Consider the following 21,961-nt stretch of genomic DNA (forward strand, 5'->3'; position numbering starts at 1 on the left):
AAAGGTCGGTGGACAAAAATCAAGTGCGCGGAGAACGAATCAGCGGAACGCTGGGGGCATGAAAGAAGGACCTCCCGACGCCGACTCACGACATGACGCGGCGGACCGGCGGGGGCGCTCCCCCGATGAGCGGCGCACCGTAAAAGTGTCCAAGTATTTGTCGAGGCACCTGCGGCATCAGCCCGACCGGATCGGGCTCGCCCTCGACGAGAACGGCTGGGTGGAAATCGACGCGCTTCTGGCCGCGGCCGCCGCGCACCGCTTCCCTTTCACCCGTGCCGAGCTCGACCACGTGGTGGCCGTCAACGACAAGCAGCGCTTCGCCGTGGACGGCGGCCGGATCCGCGCTCAGCAGGGACACTCCGTGGGCGTCGACCTCGGCCTGCCCCCGGCGACCCCGCCCGCGTACCTCTACCACGGCACCGTGGCCGCCCACCTGGCCGCGATCCGTGCGGAGGGGCTGCGTCCCATGAACCGCCACGCCGTGCATCTCTCGGCCGACCGCGAGACCGCGACGCGCGTCGGTGCCCGGCGTGGGCGGCCCGTCGTCCTGTCCGTCGACGCGGGTGCCATGCACCGTGACGGCCACGTCTTCCAGGTCAGCGGCAATGGTGTCTGGCTCACGGCCGCCGTACCGCCCGGGCGTCTGCGGTTCCCGGGCACCCACTGAGCGGGGCGGGCATGATCGGTTGCATGGAGCATCTGCACAGCACCGAGGCCGCCCTCACCGTCCTGCGCTCGATCGCCCGCGAGTACAGCCGGGAGATCGAGGTCTCGCACGACATCGGCGCCGACCAGACCTCGCGCCGCACCGCCGCGGGCGTCGGCGTGACGGCGGATCCCGACGGGTCGCTGCCGCATGAGGCCTTCGTGGAGTTCGGCGGCTCGCCCCGGATCTCGGTGCGGCTCTATCCCGACGACGACGGGGACGGGGACGGGGACGCCGACGCGCTGATCACCGTGGAGGGCGTCGAGTGCCCGGACGTGCCGCGGGACTCCGTGCCCGCCTTCGTACGGTCGGTCCTCAGCGGGCTCGCGTACGTCAGGGGCAGGCGTTTTCCGCCGGGCTACCGCCTGATCGTGCCGCTGCCCGGCGACGAGACGTACAAGGAGTTCATCCCGATGGTCACCCTCACGCCCTGGCTCAGCGCCCGGGTCCGTTGAGCGGGCACCTCCGGAAAGGCCTCCGGAAAGACAAGGGGCCAGGCGCCGGGGGCCCTGAGCCCCGCCGTCCGGGCCTACAGCGGTGTACCGCCCGTACGGCGTGCCTCCGTACCTCCGTACCGCCCGCGCTCAGCGCAGCTGCGCCAGGGCTTCGGTGGCGATCTGCTCGAAGACGGCCTGGTCGGCGGCGAAGTCCGAGTCGGGGATCGGGGCGTGGACGACGATCTCGGTGAAGCCCAGTTCCGCGTGCTTGCCCGCGAAGTCGACGAAGGCGTCGAGGGATTCCAGGGGCCGGTTGCGGTCCGGGGTGAAGCCGGTCAGCAAGACCTTGTCCAGTTCGGCCACGTCACGCCCGATGTCCGCGCACGCCTTGTCGAGCTTCTCGATCTGCCCCCGGATCGCCTCGCGGGACTGCTCGGGCGTACCCGCCTCGAAGAGCTTCGGGTCGCCCGTGGTCACCCACGCCTGGCCGTGCCGCGCCGCGAGCCGCAGACCGCGCGGGCCGGTCGCGGCCACCGCGAAGGGCAGCCGGGGCCGCTGGACGCAGCCCGGGATGTCGCGGGCCTCGGTCGCCGAGTAGAAGGTTCCCTCGTACGTCACCGAGTCCTCGGTCAGCAGGCGGTCGAGCAGCGGGACGAACTCACCGAACCGGTCGGCGCGTTCGCGCGGCGTCCAGGGTTCCTGGTCCTTCTTGAGGAGCGTCGTGGCGTCGAAGCCGTTGCCGCCGGCGCCGATGCCGAGGGTGATCCGCCCGCCGGAGATGTCGTCGAGCGAGATCAGTTCCTTGGCGAGGGTCACCGGGTGACGGAAATTGGGCGAGGTCACGAGCGTGCCCAGGCGCAGCCGCTCGGTGGCCGCCGCGGCGGCGGTCAGCGTGGGCACCGCGCCGAACCACGGGCCGTCACGGAAACTGCGCCAGGCCAGGTGGTCATACGTGTACGCCGCGTGGAAGCCCAGCTCCTCGGCGCGCAGCCACTGGTCGCGCCCGCCTTCGTGCCAGCGACGGACGGGAAGGATCACGGTGCTCAGACGCAGGCTCATGCCTCCGAGCTTACGGTGACGCGCAGAGGCCCCGGCGGCCACCGGGGCCCCATGAGTCAGGCCTGGGCAGGGCCGGAGTCCGACGGCACTCAAATGTGCGCCCCAGCGCACGGCCGTGCGGCATATGCGGGAGAATCGACGGCGTGACCTCAGCTAACCCAGGGCCCCAGCCCCCGGCCGACACCGCCCCGGCCGCTCCCGCCCCCGCCGGGCAGCGCCCGCGGACCCGGCTGATCGCGACGGACCTGGACGGCACGCTGCTGCGCGACGACAAGTCGGTCTCCGACCGCACGGTCGCCGCGCTCGCCGCCGCCGAGGAGGCCGGGATCGAGGTCTTCTTCGTGACCGGCCGCCCGGCCCGCTGGATGGACGTCGTCAGCGCCCACGTCCACGGCCACGGCCTGGCCATCTGCGGGAACGGCGCGGCGGTGGTCGACCTGCACGGCGGCCCGGGCACCCACAGCTTCGTCAAGATCCGCGAGCTGGAGCGGGCGTGCGCGCTGGACGTGGTCCGCAGGCTGCGCGCCGCCTCGCCGGGCACGTCCTTCGCGGTCGAGCGGACCGGGGGACTGCACCACGAGGAAACGTATCCGCCGCTCCACATGGAGCCCGGCGAGAGCGTCGCGCCCGCCGAGAAGCTGCTCGCCGAGAACCCCGGCGACCCGGTCGTCGCCGAGCAGCCCGTCCTGAAGGTCCTCGCCTTCCACCCCGAACTCGCGCCCGACGACTTCCTGGTGCTGGCCCGCGCGGCCATCGGCGACCGGGCAACGGTCACCCGCTCCAGTCCCAGCGCGCTCCTGGAGATCAGCGGCCCCGGCGTCTCCAAGGCCAGCACACTGGAGCTGTGCTGCGCCGAGCGCGGCATCTCCCCCGAGGAAGTCGTCGCCTTCGGAGACATGCCGAACGACATCGAGATGCTGACCTGGGCCGGTACGTCGTACGCGATGGGCAACGCCCACCCGGACGTCATCGCCGCCGCCTCCGGGCGCACGGTCGCCAACAACGACGACGGGGTCGCCGTCGTGATCGAGCGGATCGTGGCGGAGCGCCGGGAGCGGAACTCCTAGAGCTCGACGCCCCGTTCCGCCAGCCACTTCCGCGGGTCGACGCCCGACCCGAGATACGGGGTGAGCCGCGTCTCGAAGTGCAGATGCGGCCCGGTCGAGTTGCCGCTCGTGCCGGCCTGGCCGATCCACTGGCCGGTGCGCACCTTGTCCCCCTGGTCGACGGCGGCGGCCGCGAGATGCGCGTACTGCGTGAAGTACCCGCCGGGGTGGCGCACCAGGACCTCGATGCCGAAGGCCCCGCCGCACGACACGCTCTCCACCCGGCCCGCGCCGACCGACCGCACGGGTGTCCCGATGTCGACCGCGAAGTCCTGCCCGGTGTGCCGGCGCGCCCAGCGTTTCCCGGTGCTGTCGAAGCCCGCGGAGAGTTCGTACGTCTTCACGGGCGTGACCCACGCGCGCGTGGAGGCCTTCTTCTTCGGCTGGCGCAGACGGACGGCGCCCCGGCACTTTCCCGCGGCCACCGCCCGGTCGGCCTCACCTTGGAGGGCCCACTGGGCCGACTCCAGCTTCCGCTCGATGCCGCGCTTCAGCACCGCCAGGCGTGCCAGGCGCCGGTCCAGGCCTTGCTCGGCCTGGTCCGCCTCGCGTTTGGCGGCCGTGAGGCGGGCCACGGCGCGGCGCGTCTTCATGACGGCACTGTTGACGGCGAGGTCGGCCTGCAACTGGACCTGCTTGCCGCGCAGGAGCGCGTCGGGACTGTCGGCCAGGAGCAGCTGCGCGGTGTAAGGGAGGCCGCCGCCGGTGCGGTACTGGGCGCTCGCGAGCCGGCCGAGGTCACCGTGGAGCACCGCGACGTCGTGCTGCTTCTCGGAGAGGAGTCGGTTCAGTTTCCGGACCTTCACCCTCTGGAGGTGTGCCGCCCGTCGGCCCTCTTCGTAGCGGGCCGTCGCCAGGGAGGCCTCTTCGTAGAGGCGTGCCACATCCGTGCTCGTACTTGGCCCCTCGGAGGCGGCAGCGGGCGGGGTGGGCCCGAGCAGCGCGCACAGCAGTGCCGACACACTGAGGAGAGGGTGCGGACGTCGGTGGCTCTGGCGCATGTCACGGATCGTTGCCCGCGGCGGCGGCGCGGGCGCGGCTGGACTCGTGCACTTGGGGGGCACGGTGCCCCGTACGGGCCACGGAGATACCGCCGAACAGGGCTGCCGGGAGGGCGCTGCCCGGCCAGCGGTTCAGCACACGCTGCGCGGCCAGTGGTCAGCACATCGCCCGGCCGGCGGTCAGCGCGCCGCCCGGCCGGAACTCAGCACGCCAGTGCCACCCCGCCGCAGATCAGTACGGCGCCTGCCAGACCACCGTCGTGCCGCCGCCGTCCTCTCCGATGCCGGGTCCGTACCAGCTGTCGCCGCCCAGCGACTCGGCCCGCCTCTTGAGGTTCTTCAGGCCGCTGCGCCGGCCGCCCTCCGCGATGCCCACCCCGTCGTCGGCGACCGTCAGCCGCACGCCCCGCCGGTCGCCGGGCAGCAGCACCGTCGAGTCGACAACGACGTCGATGCGGGCGGCGTGCGCGTGCCGGAAGGCGTTGGACAGGGCCTCCCGCAGGGCCGCGATGAGGTTCTTCCCCGTCAGCTCGCCCACCACGGTGTCGACGGGGCCCACGAAGTGGTGCGAGGGCTTGAAGCCGAGCGGGACGGCGGCCATGTTGATCTCCCGGAGCACGCGGGTGCGCAGCCCCGACGGCGCCTCGGCCGGCCCCTGCTGAAGCGCGAAGATCGCCGTACGGATCTCCTGGATCGTCACGTCCAGCTCGTCGACCGCCTTGCCTACGCCGACCTGCACCTCCGGCACGACGGACCTGCGCTGGGCGCTCTCCAGCATCATCCCGGTGGCGAAGAGCCGTTGGATGACCAGGTCGTGCAGGTCCCTGGCGATCCGGTCGCGGTCCTCGTACACCGCGAGCCGCTCCCGGTCCCGCTGCGCCTCGGCCATCATCAGCGCGAGCGCGGCCTGCGAGGCGAACTGGGCGGCGAGCGTCCGCTCGGCCTCGGTGAAGGGACGTGCCCCGCGCGCGCGGGGCGTCACGAGGGTGCCGAGGACCCGGCCGTCGCTCTGCAACGGCAGCATCATGACGGGGCCGTAGCGGCCGGCGAGGTGCGTCACGGTACGGGGGTCGGTCGCCGCGTCGTCGATGAAGACCGCCTGCCCTTCCAGCAGTTGGGAGACGATGCGGCTCTCCGCGGGGACGACCATGCCGAGTGCCCCGGTGGGTTCGTCCGAGGAGACGGCGACGACCTCCATGCCTCCCTCGTCGTCGGGCAGCAGCACGATCCCGGCGGCCGAGTCCGCGAGGTGCCTGGCCTGCTCGGCGACGACGGCGAGGGCGTCGTCCGCGTCACTGCCGGAGAGCAGCGCCGTGGTGACCGCCACGGAGCCGTCGATCCAGCGTTCGCGCTGCTTGGCGGCTTCGTAGAGGCGCGCGTTGCCGATGGCGATACCGGCCTCGGTGGCCAGGACGCGCACCATGTGCACGTCGTAGTCGTTGAACTCGGCTCCGTCCCGCTTCTCGGTCAGATAGAGGTTGCCGAAGATCTCCCCCTGGACGCGGATGGGGACGCCGAGGAAGGTCCGCATCGGCGGGTGGTGGGCGGGGAAACCGCAGGAGCGCGGGTCGGTGGAGAGATCGGCGAGGCGCAGCGTCCTCGGCTGGTGGATGAGGGCGCCGAGGAGCCCCTTGTGGCCGTCGGGCAGCCGCCCGATCCGCTCGGCCGTCCGCGCGTCGATGCCGTGGAAGACGAAGTCGGAGAGCCCGTCGCCGTCTTCGGAGACGACGCCGATCGCGGCGTAGTGGGCGTCCGCCAGCTCGGCGGCGGTCTCGCAGATGCGGTCCAGGGTGGTGTGGAGTTCGAGCCCGGTGCCGACCGACCGCATGGCTTCGAGGAGCTGCGGCACCCGCGAGGCCAGCTCGGGCGAGAGCCCCTGAAGGCTGTGGGGCGCCCGCGCCGCCGAGTCCGCCGAGTCCGGTGGGCCGTCGGGGCGAGGGGGGTCGGCGGAGGCCGAGGGGACTGACATGCCTTTGAGCCTAGTTAGTCCTATTTGCAGGGGAAAGTTGAAGCCAAGGTCCCGTCCGAGCTCCGGTCCAAGGTCCAGCCCGCGCACCGATCCAAGGTTTCCGAGGTTCAGTCCCTGCCGCGTCAGCCCACCGTGAGCAGATCCGCCGCTCGCTCCACCTCCAGCATCCGCCGCAGCGGACCCTCCACCGCCGCCAGCTCCGCGTACGTGCCGCGCTGCGCGACCCTCCCCGCGTCGAGGACGATCACCTCGTCGACCGCGTCGAGCCCGGCCAGCCGGTGCGTGATGAGCAGCGTCGTACGCCCCTGCGTCGCGGCCAGCAGATCGGCGGTGAGGGCGTCCGCGGTCGGCAGGTCAAGGTGCTCGGCGGGCTCGTCGAGCACCAGGACGGGGAAGTCCGCGAGCAGCGCGCGGGCCAGCGCGAGCCGCTGACGCTGCCCTCCGGAGAGCCGCGCGCCGTGCTCACCGACGAGCGTGTCGAGCCCGTCGGGCAGCGAGCCGACCCAGCCGTCGAGCCGCGCCCGCTCCAAGGCGTCCCGCAGTTCGCCCTCCGTGGCGTCCTTCTTGGCGAGCAGCAGGTTCTCGCGCACCGAGCTGTCGAAGATGTGCGCGTCCTGGGCGCACAGCCCGACCATGCCGCGCACCGTGTCGCCGTCCAGCGTGGCCGCGTCCACACCACCGAGCGTGTACGTCCCTTCGTACGCCCCCAGGAACCGCAGCAGCACCTGGGCAAGCGTCGTCTTGCCGGAGCCGGAGGGGCCGACCACGGCGATCCGCCGCCCCCGCTCCAGCGTCAGGTCGACGCCCGCGAGCGCGTCCCCCGCCTGCCCCTCGTGGCGGGCGCGCAGTGCTCCGACGCGCAGCGGGAAGGGCGAGCCGGGCGCCCGGGCGGGCGCGGCGGGCTCCGGTACGGGCTCGGCCGCGTCGAGGACCTCGTGGACGCGCTCGGCACTCTTCTTGACCCGCTGGCGGTACTGCACGGCGAGCGGCAGCCCCAGCACCGCCTCGAAGGCGGCGAGCGGCGTGAGCACGACCACGGCGAGGGCGACACCGCTCAGCCGCCCGTCCTGCACCGCCTGCACACCGACGAGCGCGGCCGCGGTCACCGTCAGCCCGGTGGCGAGCGCGCCGAGTCCGTCACCGAGCGCGGTGGCGGTGGCGCCCCGGGAGGCGATCCGCGTCAGCTCGGCGTCGGCCTCCCGGGCCTTGGCCGTACGACGCTTCAGCGCACCGGCGACGGTCAACTCGGCGGTGCCGGTGAGCAGGTCCGCCACCCGCGTGGCGAGCACCCCGCGCGCGGGAGCCAGCTTCCGTTCCGCTCGGCGCGCCACGGCGCCGCTCAGCAGCGGCACCCCGACCCCCGCGGCGAGCAGGCCGACGGCGAGCACCGCACCGGCCTCGGGCAGCAACCAGGCGGTGAAGCCGACGGCTCCCGCGCTCACCACGGCCGCGGCGGACGCGGGCAGCAGCCAGCGCAGCCAGTAGTCCTGAAGGGCGTCGACGTCGGCGACCAGCCGGGAGAGGAGGTCGCCCCGGCGGGTGGCGCGCAGCCCGGCGGGGGCGAGCCGCTCCAGGCGCCGGTACACGGCGACACGGGTGTCGGCCAGCATCCGCAGCACGGCGTCGTGCGAGACGAGGCGCTCGGCGTACCGGAAGACGGCACGGCCGATACCGAAGGCACGGGTCGCCGTCACGGCGATCATCAGATACATCACCGGCGGCTGCTCTGAGGCCCGCGAGATCAGCCACCCGGACGTCGCCATGAGCCCCACCGCGCTGCCGAGCGCGAGCGAGCCGAGGAGCAGCGCGAGCGCCAACTGCCCGCGCCGGGCCCCCGCGGCCTCCCGTACCCGGGCCAGCACCCGCGCCGGGCCCGCACCGCCCGCGAGCCGTCCAGCGGCGGCACGGGGTCACCGAAGGCTCCGGCGGGCCCGGCGGCTTCGACCAGGGCTTCGGCCGCCCCGGCCCCCAGAGGCCGGCCCGCCCCCGGCCGCACCACCCGGTCCGCCCCCGGCCGCACCACTTGGTCCGCGCCAGCCGACCGCACCACCCGATCCGCACCAGCCAACCGCACCACCCGGTCCGCGACAGCCAGCAGCGCCGGCCGGTGCACGACCAGCAGAACGGTCCGGCCGACGGCCAGCCGCCGGACGGCCTCGACGACCTCGGCCTCGGTCCCGCCGTCCAGCGCCGCCGTCGGCTCGTCGAGGAGCACCACGGGGCGATCGGCCAGGAACGCCCGCGCCAGCGCGAGCCGCTGCCGCTGCCCGGCGGAGAGCCCGGCCCCGTCCTCCCCGAGCGGTGTCTCGGCCCCGGCGGGCAGCGCGTCCACGAACTCCAGGGCCCCCGCGTCCCGCAGGGCCTCCCGCAGCTGCGCCTCGGACGCATCGGGTCGCGCGAGCCGTACGTTCTCCGCGATGGTCCCGGCGAAGAGGTGCGGCCGCTGCGGCACCCACGCGATGCGCTCACGCCACCGCTCCGGCGAGACGTCCGCGAGGTCGACGCCACCGACACGCACCCGCCCCTCGGTGGGCCGCACGAAGCCGAGCACCACGTTCAGGAGGGTCGACTTGCCCGCCCCACTGGGCCCCACGAGCGCCACGGTCTCCCCGGGCGCGACGGTGAAGGACGCCCCGGAGACCGCGTCGGTGGCCCGCCCGGGATAGCGGACCGTCACACCCTCCACGCTCAGCACACCCGTGGGCGCGGCCCCCGTCCCGGCGGCCGGCACCGGGGTCTCAAGGACCTCGAAGATCTCCTCGGCGGCGGCCAGGCCCTCCGCCGCCGCGTGGTACTGCGCACCGACCTGGCGCAGCGGCAGATAGGCCTCGGGCGCGAGAACGAGGATGACGAGACCGACGTACAAGTCCATCTCGCCGTGGACGAGCCGCATGCCGATGGTCACCGCGACCAGCGCGACCGAGATGGTGGCGAGCAGTTCCAGGGCGAAGGAGGACAGGAAGGCGATGCGCAGGGTGCGCATCGTCGCCTGCCGGTACTCGCCGGTGATCCTCCGGATCGACTCGGCCTGCGCCTTGGCGCGGCCGAACACCTTCAGGGTGGGCAGGCCCGCCACGACGTCGAGGAAGTGTCCCGAGAGCCGTGAGAGCAGGCGCCACTGACGGTCCATGCGGTTCTGCGTCGCCCAGCCGATCAGGATCATGAAGACCGGGATCAGCGGCAGCGTCACGACGATGATCGCCGCCGAGACCCAGTCCTCCGTGACGATGCGGGCGAGCACCGCCACCGGGACCACCACCGCGAGGCCCAGCTGCGGCAGGTAGCGCGAGAAGTAGTCGTCGAGCGCGTCCACGCCACGCGTCGCGAGCGACACCAGCGAACCGGTCCGCTGCCCGGTCAGCCACCCGGGTCCCAGCTCGCCGGCCCGTTCCAGGAGCCGCCCCCGCAGCTCGGACTTGACCGCCGCGCTCGCCCGGTGCGCGGCGAGCTCGGTCAGCCAGGAGACCAGGCCCCGCCCGGCCGCGACCAGCACGAGCAGCAGCAGCGGCGTGCCCAGGTCGCCGGCGGAGAGGCCCTGCTGGAAGGCGCCCACCACGATCTCGGCGATGAGCATCGCCTGCCCGATGACCAGGCCGGCACCGACCAGCCCCAGCGCCACCACCGCGACGAGGAAGAGACGAGTGGCACGGGCGTACCGAAGCAGGCGCGGGTCGATCGGTTTCACGTGAAACACACCTTCCGGGAGACCACGGGGAGGCTCAGTGGGCGGGATCGGGCGCGATGTGCTGCGCACCGATCCGCTTGCGGAACACCCAGTACGTCCACCCCTGGTAGAGCATCACCACGGGCGCCGCGATCACCGCGCACCAGGTCATGATCTTCAGGGTGTACGGGCTGGACGAGGAGTTGGTGACCGTGAGGCTCCACTCCTCGTTCAGCGACGACGGCATGACGTTCGGGAAGAGCGTCAGGAAGAGCATCGCGACGGCCGCCGCGATCGTGATGCCGGAGAGTGCGAACGACCAGCCCTCGCGCCCCGCCCTGATCGCCACGATGGCACCGAGCAGCGCCACGACCGCCACGGCCATCGCGACCAGGCTCTTGCCGTCACCGTTGTCCAGCTGGGTCCACGTCAGGAAGCCCAGCGCCAGCACGGCCGTGACGAGCCCGAGGCCAAGGGCCAGCTTCCGCGCCCGCATCCGGATGTCGCCCACCGTCTTGAGCGCGGCGAACACCGCGCCGTGGAAGGTGAACAGCGTCAGGGTGACCAGACCGCCGAGGATCGCGTACGGGTTGAGCAGGTCCCCGAAGGTGCCCACGTACTCCTTGTGGGCGTCGATCTTGACGCCGCGCGTGATGTTCCCGAAAGCCACGCCCCACATCACCGCCGGGATCAGCGACGTCCAGAAGATCGCGTGCTCCCAGTTGGTCTGCCACCGCTCCTCGGGCCGCTTCGCGCGGTACTCGAAGGCGACACCGCGCACGATGAGGCAGATCAGGATGATCAGCAGCGGCAGGTAGAAGCCGGAGAAGAGCGTGGCGTACCACTCGGGGAAGGCCGCGAAGGTCGCGCCGCCCGCCGTGAGCAGCCACACCTCGTTGCCGTCCCACACGGGGCCGATGGTGTTGATGAGGACCCGCTTCTCGACCCGGTCGCGGGCGAGCAGCTTGGTCAGGACGCCGATCCCGAAGTCGAAGCCCTCCAGGAAGAAGTAGCCGATCCACAGAACGGCGATCAGTACGAACCAGATGTCGTGGAGTTCCATGTCCTGAGCGCTCCTTCCTTCAGTACGAGAAGGCCATGGGCCGGTCGGCGTCGGCGTCGGAGTCGGCGTCGGCGTCGGCGTCCTTGCCGGATCCCGAGCCCGGTCCACCGATCTTGGTGGGCGGGTTGAGGTCCGCCTCCGTCAGCTCGGGCGGGCCGAGGCGGATGTACTTGAGCAGCAGCTTCACCTCGACGACGGCGAGGATCGCGTAGATGAGCGTGAACCCGATCAGCGAGGTGAGCACCTCGCCCTGCGAGACGCCGGGGGAGACCGCGTCCTCGGTGCGCAGGACCCCGTAGACCACCCAGGGCTGACGGCCCGTCTCGGTGAAGATCCAGCCCCAGGCGGTGCCGATGAGGGGGAAGATCAGCGTCCACTGCGAGAGCCGCCACCACCAGGCGCCCAGCTTCGGCGCCAGCTCCTTGTTCTTGGTGAGCATCAGCTTGGGGATGTCGTCCGCGCCGGTGCGGTGCTCGGGGGCGAGCCAGAACCTCTTCCGCGTGAGCCACAGGCCGGCGGTGCACAGGGCCATCGAGACGCCGCCGAAGCCGATCATCCAGCGGTACGACCAGTAGGCGGTGGGGATGTTGGGCCGGTAGTCACCGGGCCCGAACTTCTCCTGCGCCTCCTTGTTGAGGTCGTTGATACCGGGGATCTCGGCGCTGAAGTTGTTCTTGGCGAGGAAGGACAGGACCCCGGGCACCTCGATGGCGACCTTGTTGTGGCCCTCGGCGACATCGCCGTACGCGAAGATCGAGAAGGGCGCCGGCTTCTCCGTCTCCCAGAGCGCCTCGGCTGCCGACATCTTCATCGGCTGCTGCTCGTACATGACCTTGCCGAGCGTGTCGGCGCTGACCACGGTGAGCAGGGTGCCGACGAAGGCCGTGACCAGGCCGAGCCGCAGCGACATGCGCATGGTGCGGATGTGCTGCTTCTTGCGCAGGTGGACGATGGCGATGCCGGTCATGAAGGCGCCGCCGACCAGGATGGCCGCCGAGATGACGTGGAAGAAGTTGACGAGTGTCGTCTCCTGGAAGAGCACCTTCGCGAAGTCGGTGAGTTCCGCGCGCTGGGCGCCGTCCCGCTCCACGATCTTGTAGCCGACGGGGTGCTGCATAAAGGCGTTCGCGGCGATGATGAAGTACGCCGACAGGATCGTGCCGATCGAGACGATCCAGATCGTGGCGCAGTGCAGCTTCTTCGGCAGCTTGTCCCAGCCGAAGATCCACAGGCCGATGAAGGTCGACTCGAAGAAGAAGGCGATGAGGGCCTCGAAGGCCAGCGGCGCCCCGAAGACATCACCGACGAAGCGCGAGTAGTCGGACCAGTTCATGCCGAACTGGAACTCCTGGACGATGCCGGTGACGACACCCATCGCGATATTGATCAGGAACAGCTTTCCCCAGAACTTGGTCGCCCGGAGGTAGTGCTCCTTGCCCGTGCGCACCCATGCCGTCTCGAGGATCGCCGTGAGGGCGGCCAGCGAGATCGTCAGCGGCACGAACAGGAAGTGGTAGACGGTCGTGATGCCGAACTGCCATCGCGCCAGAGTCTCCGGCGCCAGAGCCAGGTCCACTGCGTCTCTCCTTACTCGCCTCAATCACCTTGCTGGCCGTGGCCATCGCAGCGATTTGCCCCTGCTTGTCCCACTGATCTCCGGAGGAACCGGGGCACGCTTGTGAACGCGTTCACATTCACAAGCATTATGTCGTACTGGGTTTCGTCACCCAAACGGGGGGTCCCCTGTAACCACCGGAAACCGCCGGGAGCACGGGAAGGCCCCGGAGGCGTACCTCCGGGGCCTTCAGGCCGGCGCCCGTATGGTCGTCGAACCGGGCACGGTCGGACGGGCGCGCTCCAGCACCGAGCCGGAACGAAACAGAGACGGACCTCGGCTACAGCTCCTTGCGGAACGCCTCCGCCGCCTGGAGGAAGATGTCATTGGCCTCGGTCTCGCCGATCGTGGCCCGCATCCCCTCACCCGCGAACGGCCGCACCACCACGCCCGCCCGCTCGCACGCCGCCGCGAAGTCGTTCGTACGGTCCCCGAGCCGCAGCCACACGAAGTTCGCCTGCGTCTCCGGCACCGTCCAGCCCTGCCCGCGCAGCGCCTCGACCACCCGCGTGCGCTCGGCGACCAGCGAGCCGACGCGGCCCATCAGCTCGTCCTCGGCCCGCAGCGAGGCCACCGCGGCGTCCTGTGCGAGCTGGCTCACGCCGAAGGGCACCGCCGTCTTGCGCAGCGCGGCGGCCACCGGCTCATGGGCGACCGCGAAGCCCACGCGCAGACCCGCGAGGCCGTACGCCTTGGAGAACGTACGAAGGACACAGACGTTCGGACGCTCGCGGTAGATCTCGATGCCGTCCGGGACCTCGGGGTCGCGGATGAACTCGCGGTACGCCTCGTCCAGCACGACCAGGACATCACGCGGTACCCGGTCGAGGAAGCGCTCCAGCTCGGCCCTGCGGACCACGGTGCCGGTGGGGTTGTTCGGGTTGCAGACAAAGATGAGGCGGGTGCGCTCGGTGATCGCGTCGGCCATCGCGTCCAGGTCGTGGACCTCGCCCTGCGTCAGCGGCACCCGCACCGACGCCGCGCCGCTGACCTGGGTGATGATCGGGTACGCCTCGAAGGACCGCCAGGCGTAGATGACCTCGTCGCCCGGGCCGGACGTGGCCTGGAGCAGCTGCTGGGCGACGCCGACCGAGCCGGTGCCGGTGGCGATGTGCGAGAGCGGCACGCCGAAGCGGTCGGCCAGTTCACTCATCAGGGCCGTGCAGGCCATGTCGGGGTAACGGTTGAAGGACCCGGCCGCGGCGAGCGCGCTCTCCATGACGCCCGGGAGCGGCGGGTAGGGGTTCTCGTTGGAGGACAGCTTGTAGGCCACCGGACCGTCGGCCGCGGCGGGCTTGCCCGGCTTGTAGGTGGGGATACCCTCCAGCTCGGCGCGCAGCCTCGGGCTCGTCTCGCTCACCGCAGTCCTCCTCGTACCGGTACCGGCGACAGTTCGAATACTGCTCACCTTATGAGGATTCGAGGCTGGTGCGAATGGCCTACGGAGATCCGTCTCCGGAAGGCGCGCGGCAAGGGGGAGCGCCCCGCGGTCTTCCGTGCGCCGGTGGCTCACTCCGTGGCGCGCATCCCTCGTGAAGGTGAGTTGAGACCTCTTCGAGACCTCGCGCATCTGACAGGACCGCGCCAGACGATCAGCGGCAACTAACGCTCACAACGTCCAACTACCCTGCATTCCATGGTCATTGGCGCGCTGGAGTCATGCAGAAACGTGCCTGTCAACGAGTGAATATGCGTCCGCGCTACCCACCCCGATGAGCCCTACTATCGGCTCGCCATGACAGCAGCAGGGAAGCACCAGGTGAGCCGAGCGGAGACCGCCCGCCGGAGCAACCGGCAGAACCGAGCGGGCATCAGAGACGTCGCCGCGGCCGCCGGTGTCTCGATCACGACTGTCTCCGATGCCCTCAACGGCAAGGGGCGGCTGCCCGACGCCACCCGACGCCATGTCCGCGAGGTCGCCGAGCGGCTGGGCTATCGCCCCTCCGCCGCGGCCCGAACCCTCCGTACCGGCAAGTCCGGCCTCATCGGCCTGACCGTGACCACGTACGGGGATGAACCTTTCACCTTCACCGAATTCGCCTACTTCGCGGAGATGGCCAGAGCCGCCACCTCCGCCGCCCTCGCCCGGGGCTACGCCCTGGTGATCCTCCCGGCCACCTCGCGCCGCAGTCCGGTCGACGTGTGGTCCAACGTCGCGCTCGACGGCACCGTCGTCGTCGACCCCTCCGACCATGACCCGGTCGTCAGCGAGCTGGTCAGACAGGGCCTGCCGGTGGTCTCCGACGGCCGCCCCGCGGGGTCGCTGCCCGTCACCGCCTGGGTCGACAACGACCACGAGGCGGCGGTCCTCGAGATCCTCGACCACCTCGCGGCGGCGGGCGCCCGCCGGATCGGCCTCCTCACCGGCAACACCACGGACACCTACACCCACCTGTCCACGACCGCGTACCTCCGCTGGTGCGAGCGCGTCGGACAGGACCCGGTCTACGAGTCCTACCCCGCCCACGACCCGTGCGCGGGCGCCGTGGCCGCCGACCGGCTGCTCGCCAGGCCCGACCGCCCCGACGCCGTCTACGGCCTCTTCGACCCCAACGGCACCGACCTGCTCGCCGCCGCCCGGCGGTACGGCCTGCGGGTCCCCGACGACCTGCTGCTCGTCTGTTGCAGCGAGTCCACGGTGTACGCCACCACGGAACCGCCCATCACCACGCTCTCCCTCAAGCCGAGACGCATCGGAACGGCCGTCGTACAGCTCCTCATCGACGCCATCGAGGGGCTCGACTCGGGCGGGCCCGTCGAGCAGGTGATACCGACCGAACTGATCGTGCGCACCTCGTCCGAGCGACGTCCGCCGCGCACGACGGTCAGTCCGCCACGCTCCTCGGGCTCGGGCTGACCCAGACGCTGACTCAGACGATTTCGGGCAGAGGTGGGCCACTAACCCGCCACCAGGGGGGAAACCTCTGCCCAATTCGGGAGAAAACCTCGGTGAACCGGGGCCTGGGACCGATTCACCACCCCTGGTGCACCACACAGCGGGAGCCGCATTCCTATGATGGGCGGACGACACCGCGGGCCGCTGCGACCAGGCAGTCCGTTCTCGGTGCAGATGCGGCGCAATGGTGGTGGAGGGGTCGATGACTCAGGGGGCCGGTCAGGGACCCGATGTGCGGACGGCGACGCTGCGCGACTTCCGCGTACCGGCGTACGTCCATGAGACGACCGGCCCCGCCGAGGTGAGCCCTCCGGCGCCGGCTCCGGGGGGGCTGCCGGACGACGGCTACACCCCCACCCAGCGTGACTTGCCGGTCATCAACCGCGGCGACACGGTCCAGGTGCAGGTCATGCCGGATCCCCCGCAGCCGAGGCCGGGCGACGAGCTCGGCCCGCTGTTCGTCGTGGGCGACGTGCACGGCTATCTGGACGAGCTCCTCGCGGCCCTCCAGGAACAGGGCCTCATCGACGCCGACGGCAACTGGTCCGCGGGCAACGCGCGCCTGTGGTTCCTCGGCGACTTCACCGACCGCGGGCCCGACGGCATCGGCGTCATCGACCTCGTGATGCGGCTGTCCGCCGAGGCCGCGGCCGCCGGCGGCTACTGCAAGGCGCTCATGGGCAACCACGAGCTGCTCCTGCTCGGCGCCAAGCGCTTCGGCGACACGCCCGTCAACTCCGGCGCGGGCACCGCCACCTTCCAGGCCGCCTGGCTGCTCAACGGCGGCCAGAAGACCGACATGGAGCGCCTGGAGGACCACCACCTCCAGTGGATGGCCCGGCTGGACGCGATGGAGGAGGCCGACGGCCACCTGCTCGTGCACTCCGACACGACCGCCTACCTGGATTACGGCGACTCGATCGAGGCAGTGAACGACACCATCCGCGAGACCCTCACGCGCAACGACGCCGACGAGTGCTGGGACCTCTTCCGCAAGTTCACCAAGCGCTTCGCCTTCCGCGACGAGTCGGGCTCCTCAGCCGTACGCGAGCTGCTGGACATGTACGGCGGCACGCGCATCGTCCACGGCCACAGCCCCATCCCCTACCTCCTGGGTGACGTCGGCTCCGAGGACGAGTCGGACGGCGGCGGACCGGTCATCGAGGGACCGCACGTCTACGCCGACGGCCTGGCCATCGCCATGGACGGCGGAGTGACCATGGCCGGAAAGCTACTGGTCTGCCAACTCCCCCTGGGTATCTGAGCGTTCGCTGGGCAGGCGCCCCCTTACAGGATCACGCCGACCGGGGGTGCCAATTCTGGAAACCCCCTGTCACCGCGTGCCGTCACGGCTCTACCATCGGCTTATCCGTAGCAGGCTCCCCTCCGTTTCTGCCCGACGGCTCGTAGCCATGCGAGCCTTAGCCCTACGGAGCATCGGGGGATGCACATGAACAGCGCTCCACACCTGCTCAATGAGGACCGCCCCGAATACGAGCGGATCCTCGACGAGGCGCTGCGCACCGCACCTGACCGTCCTGAACTCGCCGCAGTGGGCCAGCGGCTCAACACCGAACAACTGCGCACCATGGCCCTGAACGCGACAGCACTGATCACGGCCGCCGCCACGGCCGAGTACGCGCACTACGTGAAGGTTCGCGAGGAGTTGCGCGAACCTCGACCGTCCTCCACCTCGATTCGCGAAGGGAGTGGACACAGCGCCGCGGAGTCGGGCTCCGGCGGCATCGGCCTCGCCACGACGATGGGCGAGGTCGCGGAACCCGCGGCGGCGGCAGGAGCCGGGGCGATCGCCGTGGTGGCGGTCCTCGCCCCCGTCCTCGCCGGGACGGCCGCCGCGATCTTCCTGCTCGTCGGCTACATCCTGAAGATGCTCAACCCCGAGCCCGCCTTCGCGGACACCCTGCTCACCGCGGGATGGCTGTTCGGCGCGCTCACCGCCGGGGGCATCCTGGTCGCCGCGGTCGGTCTGCTCCTGACGGCCCTGCGAAACGGCGCCACATCGCTCCATGCGGGACTCCACGGCGAGCAGTACGAGGAAGTGTCCCGAGCCAGGGAAGCCTGGAGTCAGGCGCTCCTCGAACGGGGCGTCGTGCCGTTCCTCCGGGAGGCCCTGACGGATCCGGGCGCGGCTCCCGCGGCCCGCGCGCCGTCGCACGGGGCCGGAGGAGCCGCGGCGGGCGGCCGCATGCCGCAACTCGGCTACAACCGGCCCGGATTCAGCAGCCCGGACGGCGGCCGGGCGACGGGATCGCGGCCGAGCTTTTCGAGCCCCGACTTCTCCAGCCCGGACTTCGGCGGCCCCGAACACAAGCCCGAGTAGGCAGGGGTGTCCGCAGAGTCGGTCGTCGCGACACTCTGCGGGCACCCCCTACGTGCCTACGTGGTTTCGCTCAGTCGGCGATCGGCAGATAGACCCGGTTGCCGGCGGCGGCGAACTCCTTGGACTTCTGCTCCATGCCCGCCTCGATCTCGCCTTCCGCCAGGTCACCGCCGTGCTGGCGGCGGATGTCCTGGGAGATCTTCATCGAGCAGAACTTCGGCCCGCACATCGAGCAGAAGTGCGCCGTCTTCGCGGGCTCGGCCGGCAGCGTCTCGTCGTGGAACTCCCGCGCCGTGACCGGATCGAGGGCCAGGTTGAACTGGTCCTCCCAGCGGAACTCGAAGCGCGCGTCCGAGAGCGCGTCGTCCCAGTCCTGCGCGCCCGGGTGCCCCTTGGCGAGATCGGCCGCGTGCGCCGCGATCTTGTACGTGATGACGCCGGTCTTCACGTCGTCGCGGTTGGGCAGGCCGAGGTGCTCCTTCGGCGTGACGTAGCAGAGCATGGCCGTGCCCCACCAGCCGATCATCGCGGCGCCGATGCCCGAGGTGATGTGGTCGTAGGCGGGCGCGATGTCCGTGGTCAGCGGGCCGAGCGTGTAGAACGGCGCCTCCTCGCAGATCTCCTGCTGGAGGTCGATGTTCTCCTTGATCTTGTGCATCGGGACGTGACCGGGGCCCTCGATCATCGTCTGCACGTTGTGCCGCTTGGCGATCGTGTTGAGTTCCCCGAGGGTCCGGAGCTCGGCGAACTGCGCCTCGTCGTTGGCGTCCGCGATCGAACCGGGCCGCAGGCCGTCACCGAGCGAGTACGTCACGTCGTACGCCGCGAGGATCTCGCACAGCTCCTCGAAGTGCTCGTAGAGGAAGCTCTCCTTGTGGTGCGCGAGGCACCAGGCGGCCATGATCGAGCCGCCGCGCGAGACGATGCCGGTCTTGCGGCGGGCGGTGAGCGGGACGTACGGCAGGCGCACACCCGCGTGCACCGTCATGTAGTCCACGCCCTGCTCGGCCTGTTCGATGACCGTGTCCTTGTAGATCTCCCAGGTCAGCTCCTCGGCCTTGCCGTCGACCTTCTCCAGGGCCTGGTAGAGGGGCACGGTGCCGATGGGCACGGGGGAGTTGCGCAGGACCCACTCGCGGGTGGTGTGGATGTTGCGGCCGGTGGAGAGGTCCATGACCGTGTCGGCGCCCCACTGGGTCGCCCAGGTCATCTTGTCCACCTCCTCCTCGATGGAGGAGGTGACCGCGGAGTTGCCGATGTTGGCGTTCACCTTCACCAGGAACTTCTTGCCGATGATCATCGGCTCGATCTCCGGGTGGTTGACGTTGGCCGGGATCACGGCGCGGCCCGCGGCGACTTCGGCCCGCACGACCTCGGGGTCCATGTTCTCGCGGATCCCGATGAACTCCATCTCGGGCGTGATCTCACCGCGCCGGGCGTACGCGAGCTGTGTCACCGCCTGGCCCGGGCGGCCGCGGCGCGGCTGGCGGGGGCGGCCGGGGAAGACCGCGTCGAGGTTCTTGAGCCCGCCGCGCGGCGAGGTGTGCTTGATGCCGTCGTCCTCGGGGCGGGGCGGACGGCCCACGTACTCCTCGGTGTCGCCGCGGGCGATGATCCAGTTCTCCCGCAGCGGCGGCAGGCCGCGGCGGACGTCGGTCTCGGCGGACGGGTCGGTGTACGGACCCGATGTGTCGTACAGGGTGACGGCCTTGCCGTTGGTGAGGTGCACCTGGCGGACCGGCACGCGCAGATCGGGGCGTGAACCCTCGATGTACGCCTTGTGCCAGCCGATGGACTTCCCGGCCTCCGCCGCGACAGCGTTCTCAACGTGCTCGTCGCTGCTGGAGGCAGGCGTGCGTGCGTCCGATGTGGTCATGAGACCTACTCCCTACGCCGGCATTACCCGGTAACAGGTTCGGCGGTCGACGCAGCGGATTCCGTACGTTCATGCACGACTCGTGCCGTTTCGTACGGAGGTCAGCGCCCTCTCAGCCCGGTGCTCCGAGCTCCCGCGATTGCAAAGGTGGCTCCACGCTAGCGTCATGTCGGGCGCGCTGAACAGAGGGCCCCTCCCGTTCTTGCGATGATCGGTCCGTGACCACCACACCCCCGCCGCCGCCTCCGCCCTCACAACCGCCCCGCTCCGGCCCGTCCCCCGACGGCTCCGGGCACGGACACGGACACGGCCATACGCACAGCCACGGCCCCGCCGCGCCCGTCTCCCAGCACCTGCGCAAGGTCATCGCGGCGGTGCTGATCCCCTTCGCCACCGCGGTCGTCGTGGGCCTGTTGGTCCTGTGGCCGGGCGGGACGCCGAGCCATGAACGCACCGGCGTCGGCTTCGACCGGCAGACACAGTCGGCGACGGTCGCCAAGGTGCAGGAACTGCCCTGCAAGGACCTCAACCCCTCGCAGCCCCAGCCGAACGGCGACACCTCCACCCCCGAGGGCCAGAGCGCCCAGTCCCGGGCCGAGGGCACCTGCAAGAAGGCGCTGATCGAGGTGACCAGCGGTGACGACAAGGGCCGCACGTTCACCGAGATCATTCAGCCGGACTCGCCCCGGCAACTGCGCAAGGGCCAAGAGGTGGTGGTCGCCTACGAGCCCAAGGCCCCCGAGGGCCTTCAGTATTCGGTCACCGACGTGAACCGCAAGATCCCGATGGCGCTTCTCGCCGGCATCTTCGCGCTCGCCGTCGTGGTGGTGGGGCGGCTGCGCGGTGTGATGGCCCTGGTGGCACTCGCCATCAGCTTCCTGGTGCTGACCTTCTTCATCCTGCCGGCGATCCTCCAGGGGGCGAACCCCCTGGTCGTGGCGGTGATCGGGGCGAGCGCCATCATGCTGGTCGCGCTCTACCTCTGCCATGGCCTCACGGCCCGTACCTCGGTCGCGGTGCTCGGCACCCTCATCTCCCTCCTCCTGATCGGCCTGCTCGGCTCCCTGTTCATCGGCTGGGCCGCGCTGACCGGCAACACGGACGACAACACCGGCCTCATCCACGGCCTGTATCCGTCCATCGACATGAGCGGCCTGCTGCTCGCGGGCGTCATCATCGGCTCGCTCGGCGTCCTGGACGACGTGACGGTCACCCAGACCTCAGCCGTCTGGGAACTGCACCAGGCCAACCCGACCATGGGCTGGCGCGGCCTCTACCGCGCGGGCATCCGCATCGGCCGCGACCACATCGCCTCGGTCGTCAACACCCTCGTCCTGGCCTACGCGGGCGCCGCGCTGCCCCTGCTGCTGCTCTTCTCGATCGCGCAGTCCAGCGTGGGCACGGTCGCCAACAGCGAGTTGGTCGCCGAGGAGATCGTGCGCACCCTGATCGGCTCGATCGGCCTGGTCGCGTCGGTGCCGGTGACCACCGCGCTGGCCGCCCTGGTGGTCTCCGCCGACCGCTCCGCCACCGCCGGTCCCGGCGGCCCGGCCATGGCGACCGGCACCCCCGCTCCCCGCTCCTCCCGTGGCGGGAAGGGCCGCCGCCGCAAGGCCTGACGCCGAAAGGGACCCGCGCGGCCCCTTGAGCCGGGAGAAGCCGCGAAATGCACCAATCTGCCATTCATATCTGCCCACCGGTCGGCGGTCAGCCCGCGTTCTGCTCCTCCGCCAGAATCCGGTCGAGCGCCTCGTCGAGGTGCGCGTCGAAATCGGCGAGCGTCCGCTCCTGCCCGAGCGGCACCAACCGGTCCGTACGGTCCAGGAAGGCGAGCAGCGGCGGAATGCCCACCCGGAACAGCGCCTGATCCGGGCCGACCTGAAGCCTGATCAGCGCCTCGTCCATCAACTCGGGATCAGTGGGCTCGATCCGCACATCCCCGACCCCGCACGGCCGGCCCACCCCGTCGATCAACAGCTCCCGGCCGAATGCCCACGTCACCGGAGCGTCACCGGGCAGATGAAACGTCAGCCGCACGGCAAAAGGATCACCGGTCTCATAGCGCAACTCCACCGGGATACGAAACGAGAGCTCCTCGGAAACAAGGAAGCTCATCATGACCTCTGCCTGAACCGTCTCGTCCATCGCGCCCTACCCCGTCACTTGGCCTTCAAGTGGCCAGGAACCAACTCCCTGACACTCATGGCATCTTGCTTAAAGTACAC

The 21,961-nt window shown here is 70.8% G+C and carries 15 protein-coding genes, 1 pseudogene and 1 riboswitch; of the genes and pseudogenes, 7 read left to right on the forward strand and 9 right to left on the reverse strand.

Features of this window, described 5'->3' with window-relative positions; all coding sequences use genetic code 11:
- Positions 1-58 precede the first annotated feature (58 nt).
- Together KKZ08_RS19110 and KKZ08_RS19115 are read left to right on the forward strand one after the other, a co-directional pair.
- A complete protein-coding gene (locus tag KKZ08_RS19110) occupies positions 59-670 on the forward strand; it encodes an RNA 2'-phosphotransferase (protein WP_223775603.1) in 612 nt (203 codons plus the stop codon).
- Between the two features lie 23 nt (positions 671-693).
- Positions 694-1,164: a hypothetical protein gene (locus KKZ08_RS19115; protein ID WP_223775604.1), complete on the forward strand. Its 471-nt coding sequence runs from the start codon at positions 694-696 to the stop codon at positions 1,162-1,164.
- Positions 1,165-1,293: 129 nt separating this feature from the next.
- Here KKZ08_RS19115 and KKZ08_RS19120 read toward each other — a convergent pair whose 3' ends face one another.
- Positions 1,294-2,205: an LLM class flavin-dependent oxidoreductase gene (locus KKZ08_RS19120; protein ID WP_223775605.1), complete on the reverse strand. Its 912-nt coding sequence runs from the start codon at positions 2,203-2,205 to the stop codon at positions 1,294-1,296.
- 143 nt (positions 2,206-2,348) lie between these two features.
- On the opposite strand from KKZ08_RS19120, the gene KKZ08_RS19125 reads away from it, so the two are divergent.
- Positions 2,349-3,272 (forward strand): Cof-type HAD-IIB family hydrolase, encoded by a 924-nt coding sequence (locus tag KKZ08_RS19125; protein WP_223775606.1) that lies wholly within the window; start codon positions 2,349-2,351, stop codon positions 3,270-3,272.
- Here the strand turns inward: KKZ08_RS19125 and KKZ08_RS19130 are convergent.
- From KKZ08_RS19130 to hisC, 6 genes and pseudogenes are all read right to left on the reverse strand, one after another.
- A complete protein-coding gene (locus tag KKZ08_RS19130; protein WP_223775607.1) occupies positions 3,269-4,312 on the reverse strand; it encodes a M23 family metallopeptidase in 1,044 nt (347 codons plus the stop codon). The genes KKZ08_RS19125 and KKZ08_RS19130 overlap by 4 nt on opposite strands.
- A gap of 232 nt (positions 4,313-4,544) precedes the next feature.
- Positions 4,545-6,281 carry a GAF domain-containing protein gene (locus tag KKZ08_RS19135; protein ID WP_223775608.1) on the reverse strand — a complete coding sequence of 579 codons (1,737 nt, stop codon included), beginning with the start codon at positions 6,279-6,281 and terminating at the stop codon, positions 4,545-4,547.
- Positions 6,282-6,403: 122 nt separating this feature from the next.
- Positions 6,404-9,966 (reverse strand): annotated as a pseudogene (cydD, locus tag KKZ08_RS19140) (thiol reductant ABC exporter subunit CydD).
- A gap of 34 nt (positions 9,967-10,000) precedes the next feature.
- Positions 10,001-11,008, reverse strand: a complete 1,008-nt coding sequence (cydB, locus tag KKZ08_RS19145) for a cytochrome d ubiquinol oxidase subunit II (RefSeq protein WP_223775609.1) — start codon at positions 11,006-11,008, stop codon at positions 10,001-10,003.
- A gap of 19 nt (positions 11,009-11,027) precedes the next feature.
- Positions 11,028-12,584 carry a cytochrome ubiquinol oxidase subunit I gene (locus KKZ08_RS19150; protein ID WP_223775610.1) on the reverse strand — a complete coding sequence of 519 codons (1,557 nt, stop codon included), beginning with the start codon at positions 12,582-12,584 and terminating at the stop codon, positions 11,028-11,030.
- Between the two features lie 319 nt (positions 12,585-12,903).
- Positions 12,904-13,983, reverse strand: coding sequence for a histidinol-phosphate transaminase (gene hisC, locus KKZ08_RS19155; protein ID WP_223775611.1), 1,080 nt, complete (start codon positions 13,981-13,983; stop codon positions 12,904-12,906).
- Positions 13,984-14,358: 375 nt separating this feature from the next.
- Here hisC and KKZ08_RS19160 point away from each other — a divergent pair, with 375 nt between their 5' ends.
- The 3 genes from KKZ08_RS19160 (at position 14,359) to KKZ08_RS19170 (ending at position 17,860) form a co-directional block, all read left to right on the forward strand.
- A complete protein-coding gene (locus KKZ08_RS19160; protein WP_223775612.1) occupies positions 14,359-15,480 on the forward strand; it encodes a LacI family DNA-binding transcriptional regulator in 1,122 nt (373 codons plus the stop codon).
- A gap of 241 nt (positions 15,481-15,721) precedes the next feature.
- A complete protein-coding gene (locus tag KKZ08_RS19165; protein ID WP_223775613.1) occupies positions 15,722-16,783 on the forward strand; it encodes a metallophosphoesterase in 1,062 nt (353 codons plus the stop codon).
- A 180-nt stretch (positions 16,784-16,963) separates the two neighbouring features.
- Positions 16,964-17,860, forward strand: a complete 897-nt coding sequence (locus KKZ08_RS19170; protein WP_223775614.1) for a hypothetical protein — start codon at positions 16,964-16,966, stop codon at positions 17,858-17,860.
- Positions 17,861-17,930: 70 nt separating this feature from the next.
- Here the strand turns inward: KKZ08_RS19170 and thiC are convergent, their stop codons facing one another.
- On the reverse strand, positions 17,931-19,736 hold the full coding sequence (gene thiC, locus KKZ08_RS19175) for a phosphomethylpyrimidine synthase ThiC (protein WP_223775615.1): 1,806 nt from the start codon (positions 19,734-19,736) through the stop codon (positions 17,931-17,933).
- Positions 19,729-19,883: riboswitch (TPP riboswitch) on the reverse strand. Its footprint overlaps the gene before it by 8 nt.
- A gap of 71 nt (positions 19,884-19,954) precedes the next feature.
- On the opposite strand from thiC, the gene KKZ08_RS19180 reads away from it, so the two are divergent.
- Positions 19,955-21,355, forward strand: a complete 1,401-nt coding sequence (locus KKZ08_RS19180; RefSeq protein WP_223775616.1) for a YibE/F family protein — start codon at positions 19,955-19,957, stop codon at positions 21,353-21,355.
- An 88-nt stretch (positions 21,356-21,443) separates the two neighbouring features.
- Here KKZ08_RS19180 and KKZ08_RS19185 read toward each other — a convergent pair whose 3' ends face one another.
- Positions 21,444-21,881 carry an SsgA family sporulation/cell division regulator gene (locus tag KKZ08_RS19185; protein ID WP_223775617.1) on the reverse strand — a complete coding sequence of 146 codons (438 nt, stop codon included), beginning with the start codon at positions 21,879-21,881 and terminating at the stop codon, positions 21,444-21,446.
- Between the last annotated feature and the right edge of the window lie 80 nt (positions 21,882-21,961).

The sequence above is a fragment of the Streptomyces sp. 135 genome, assembly GCF_020026305.1.
In the GTDB taxonomy this organism is placed as follows: domain Bacteria; phylum Actinomycetota; class Actinomycetes; order Streptomycetales; family Streptomycetaceae; genus Streptomyces.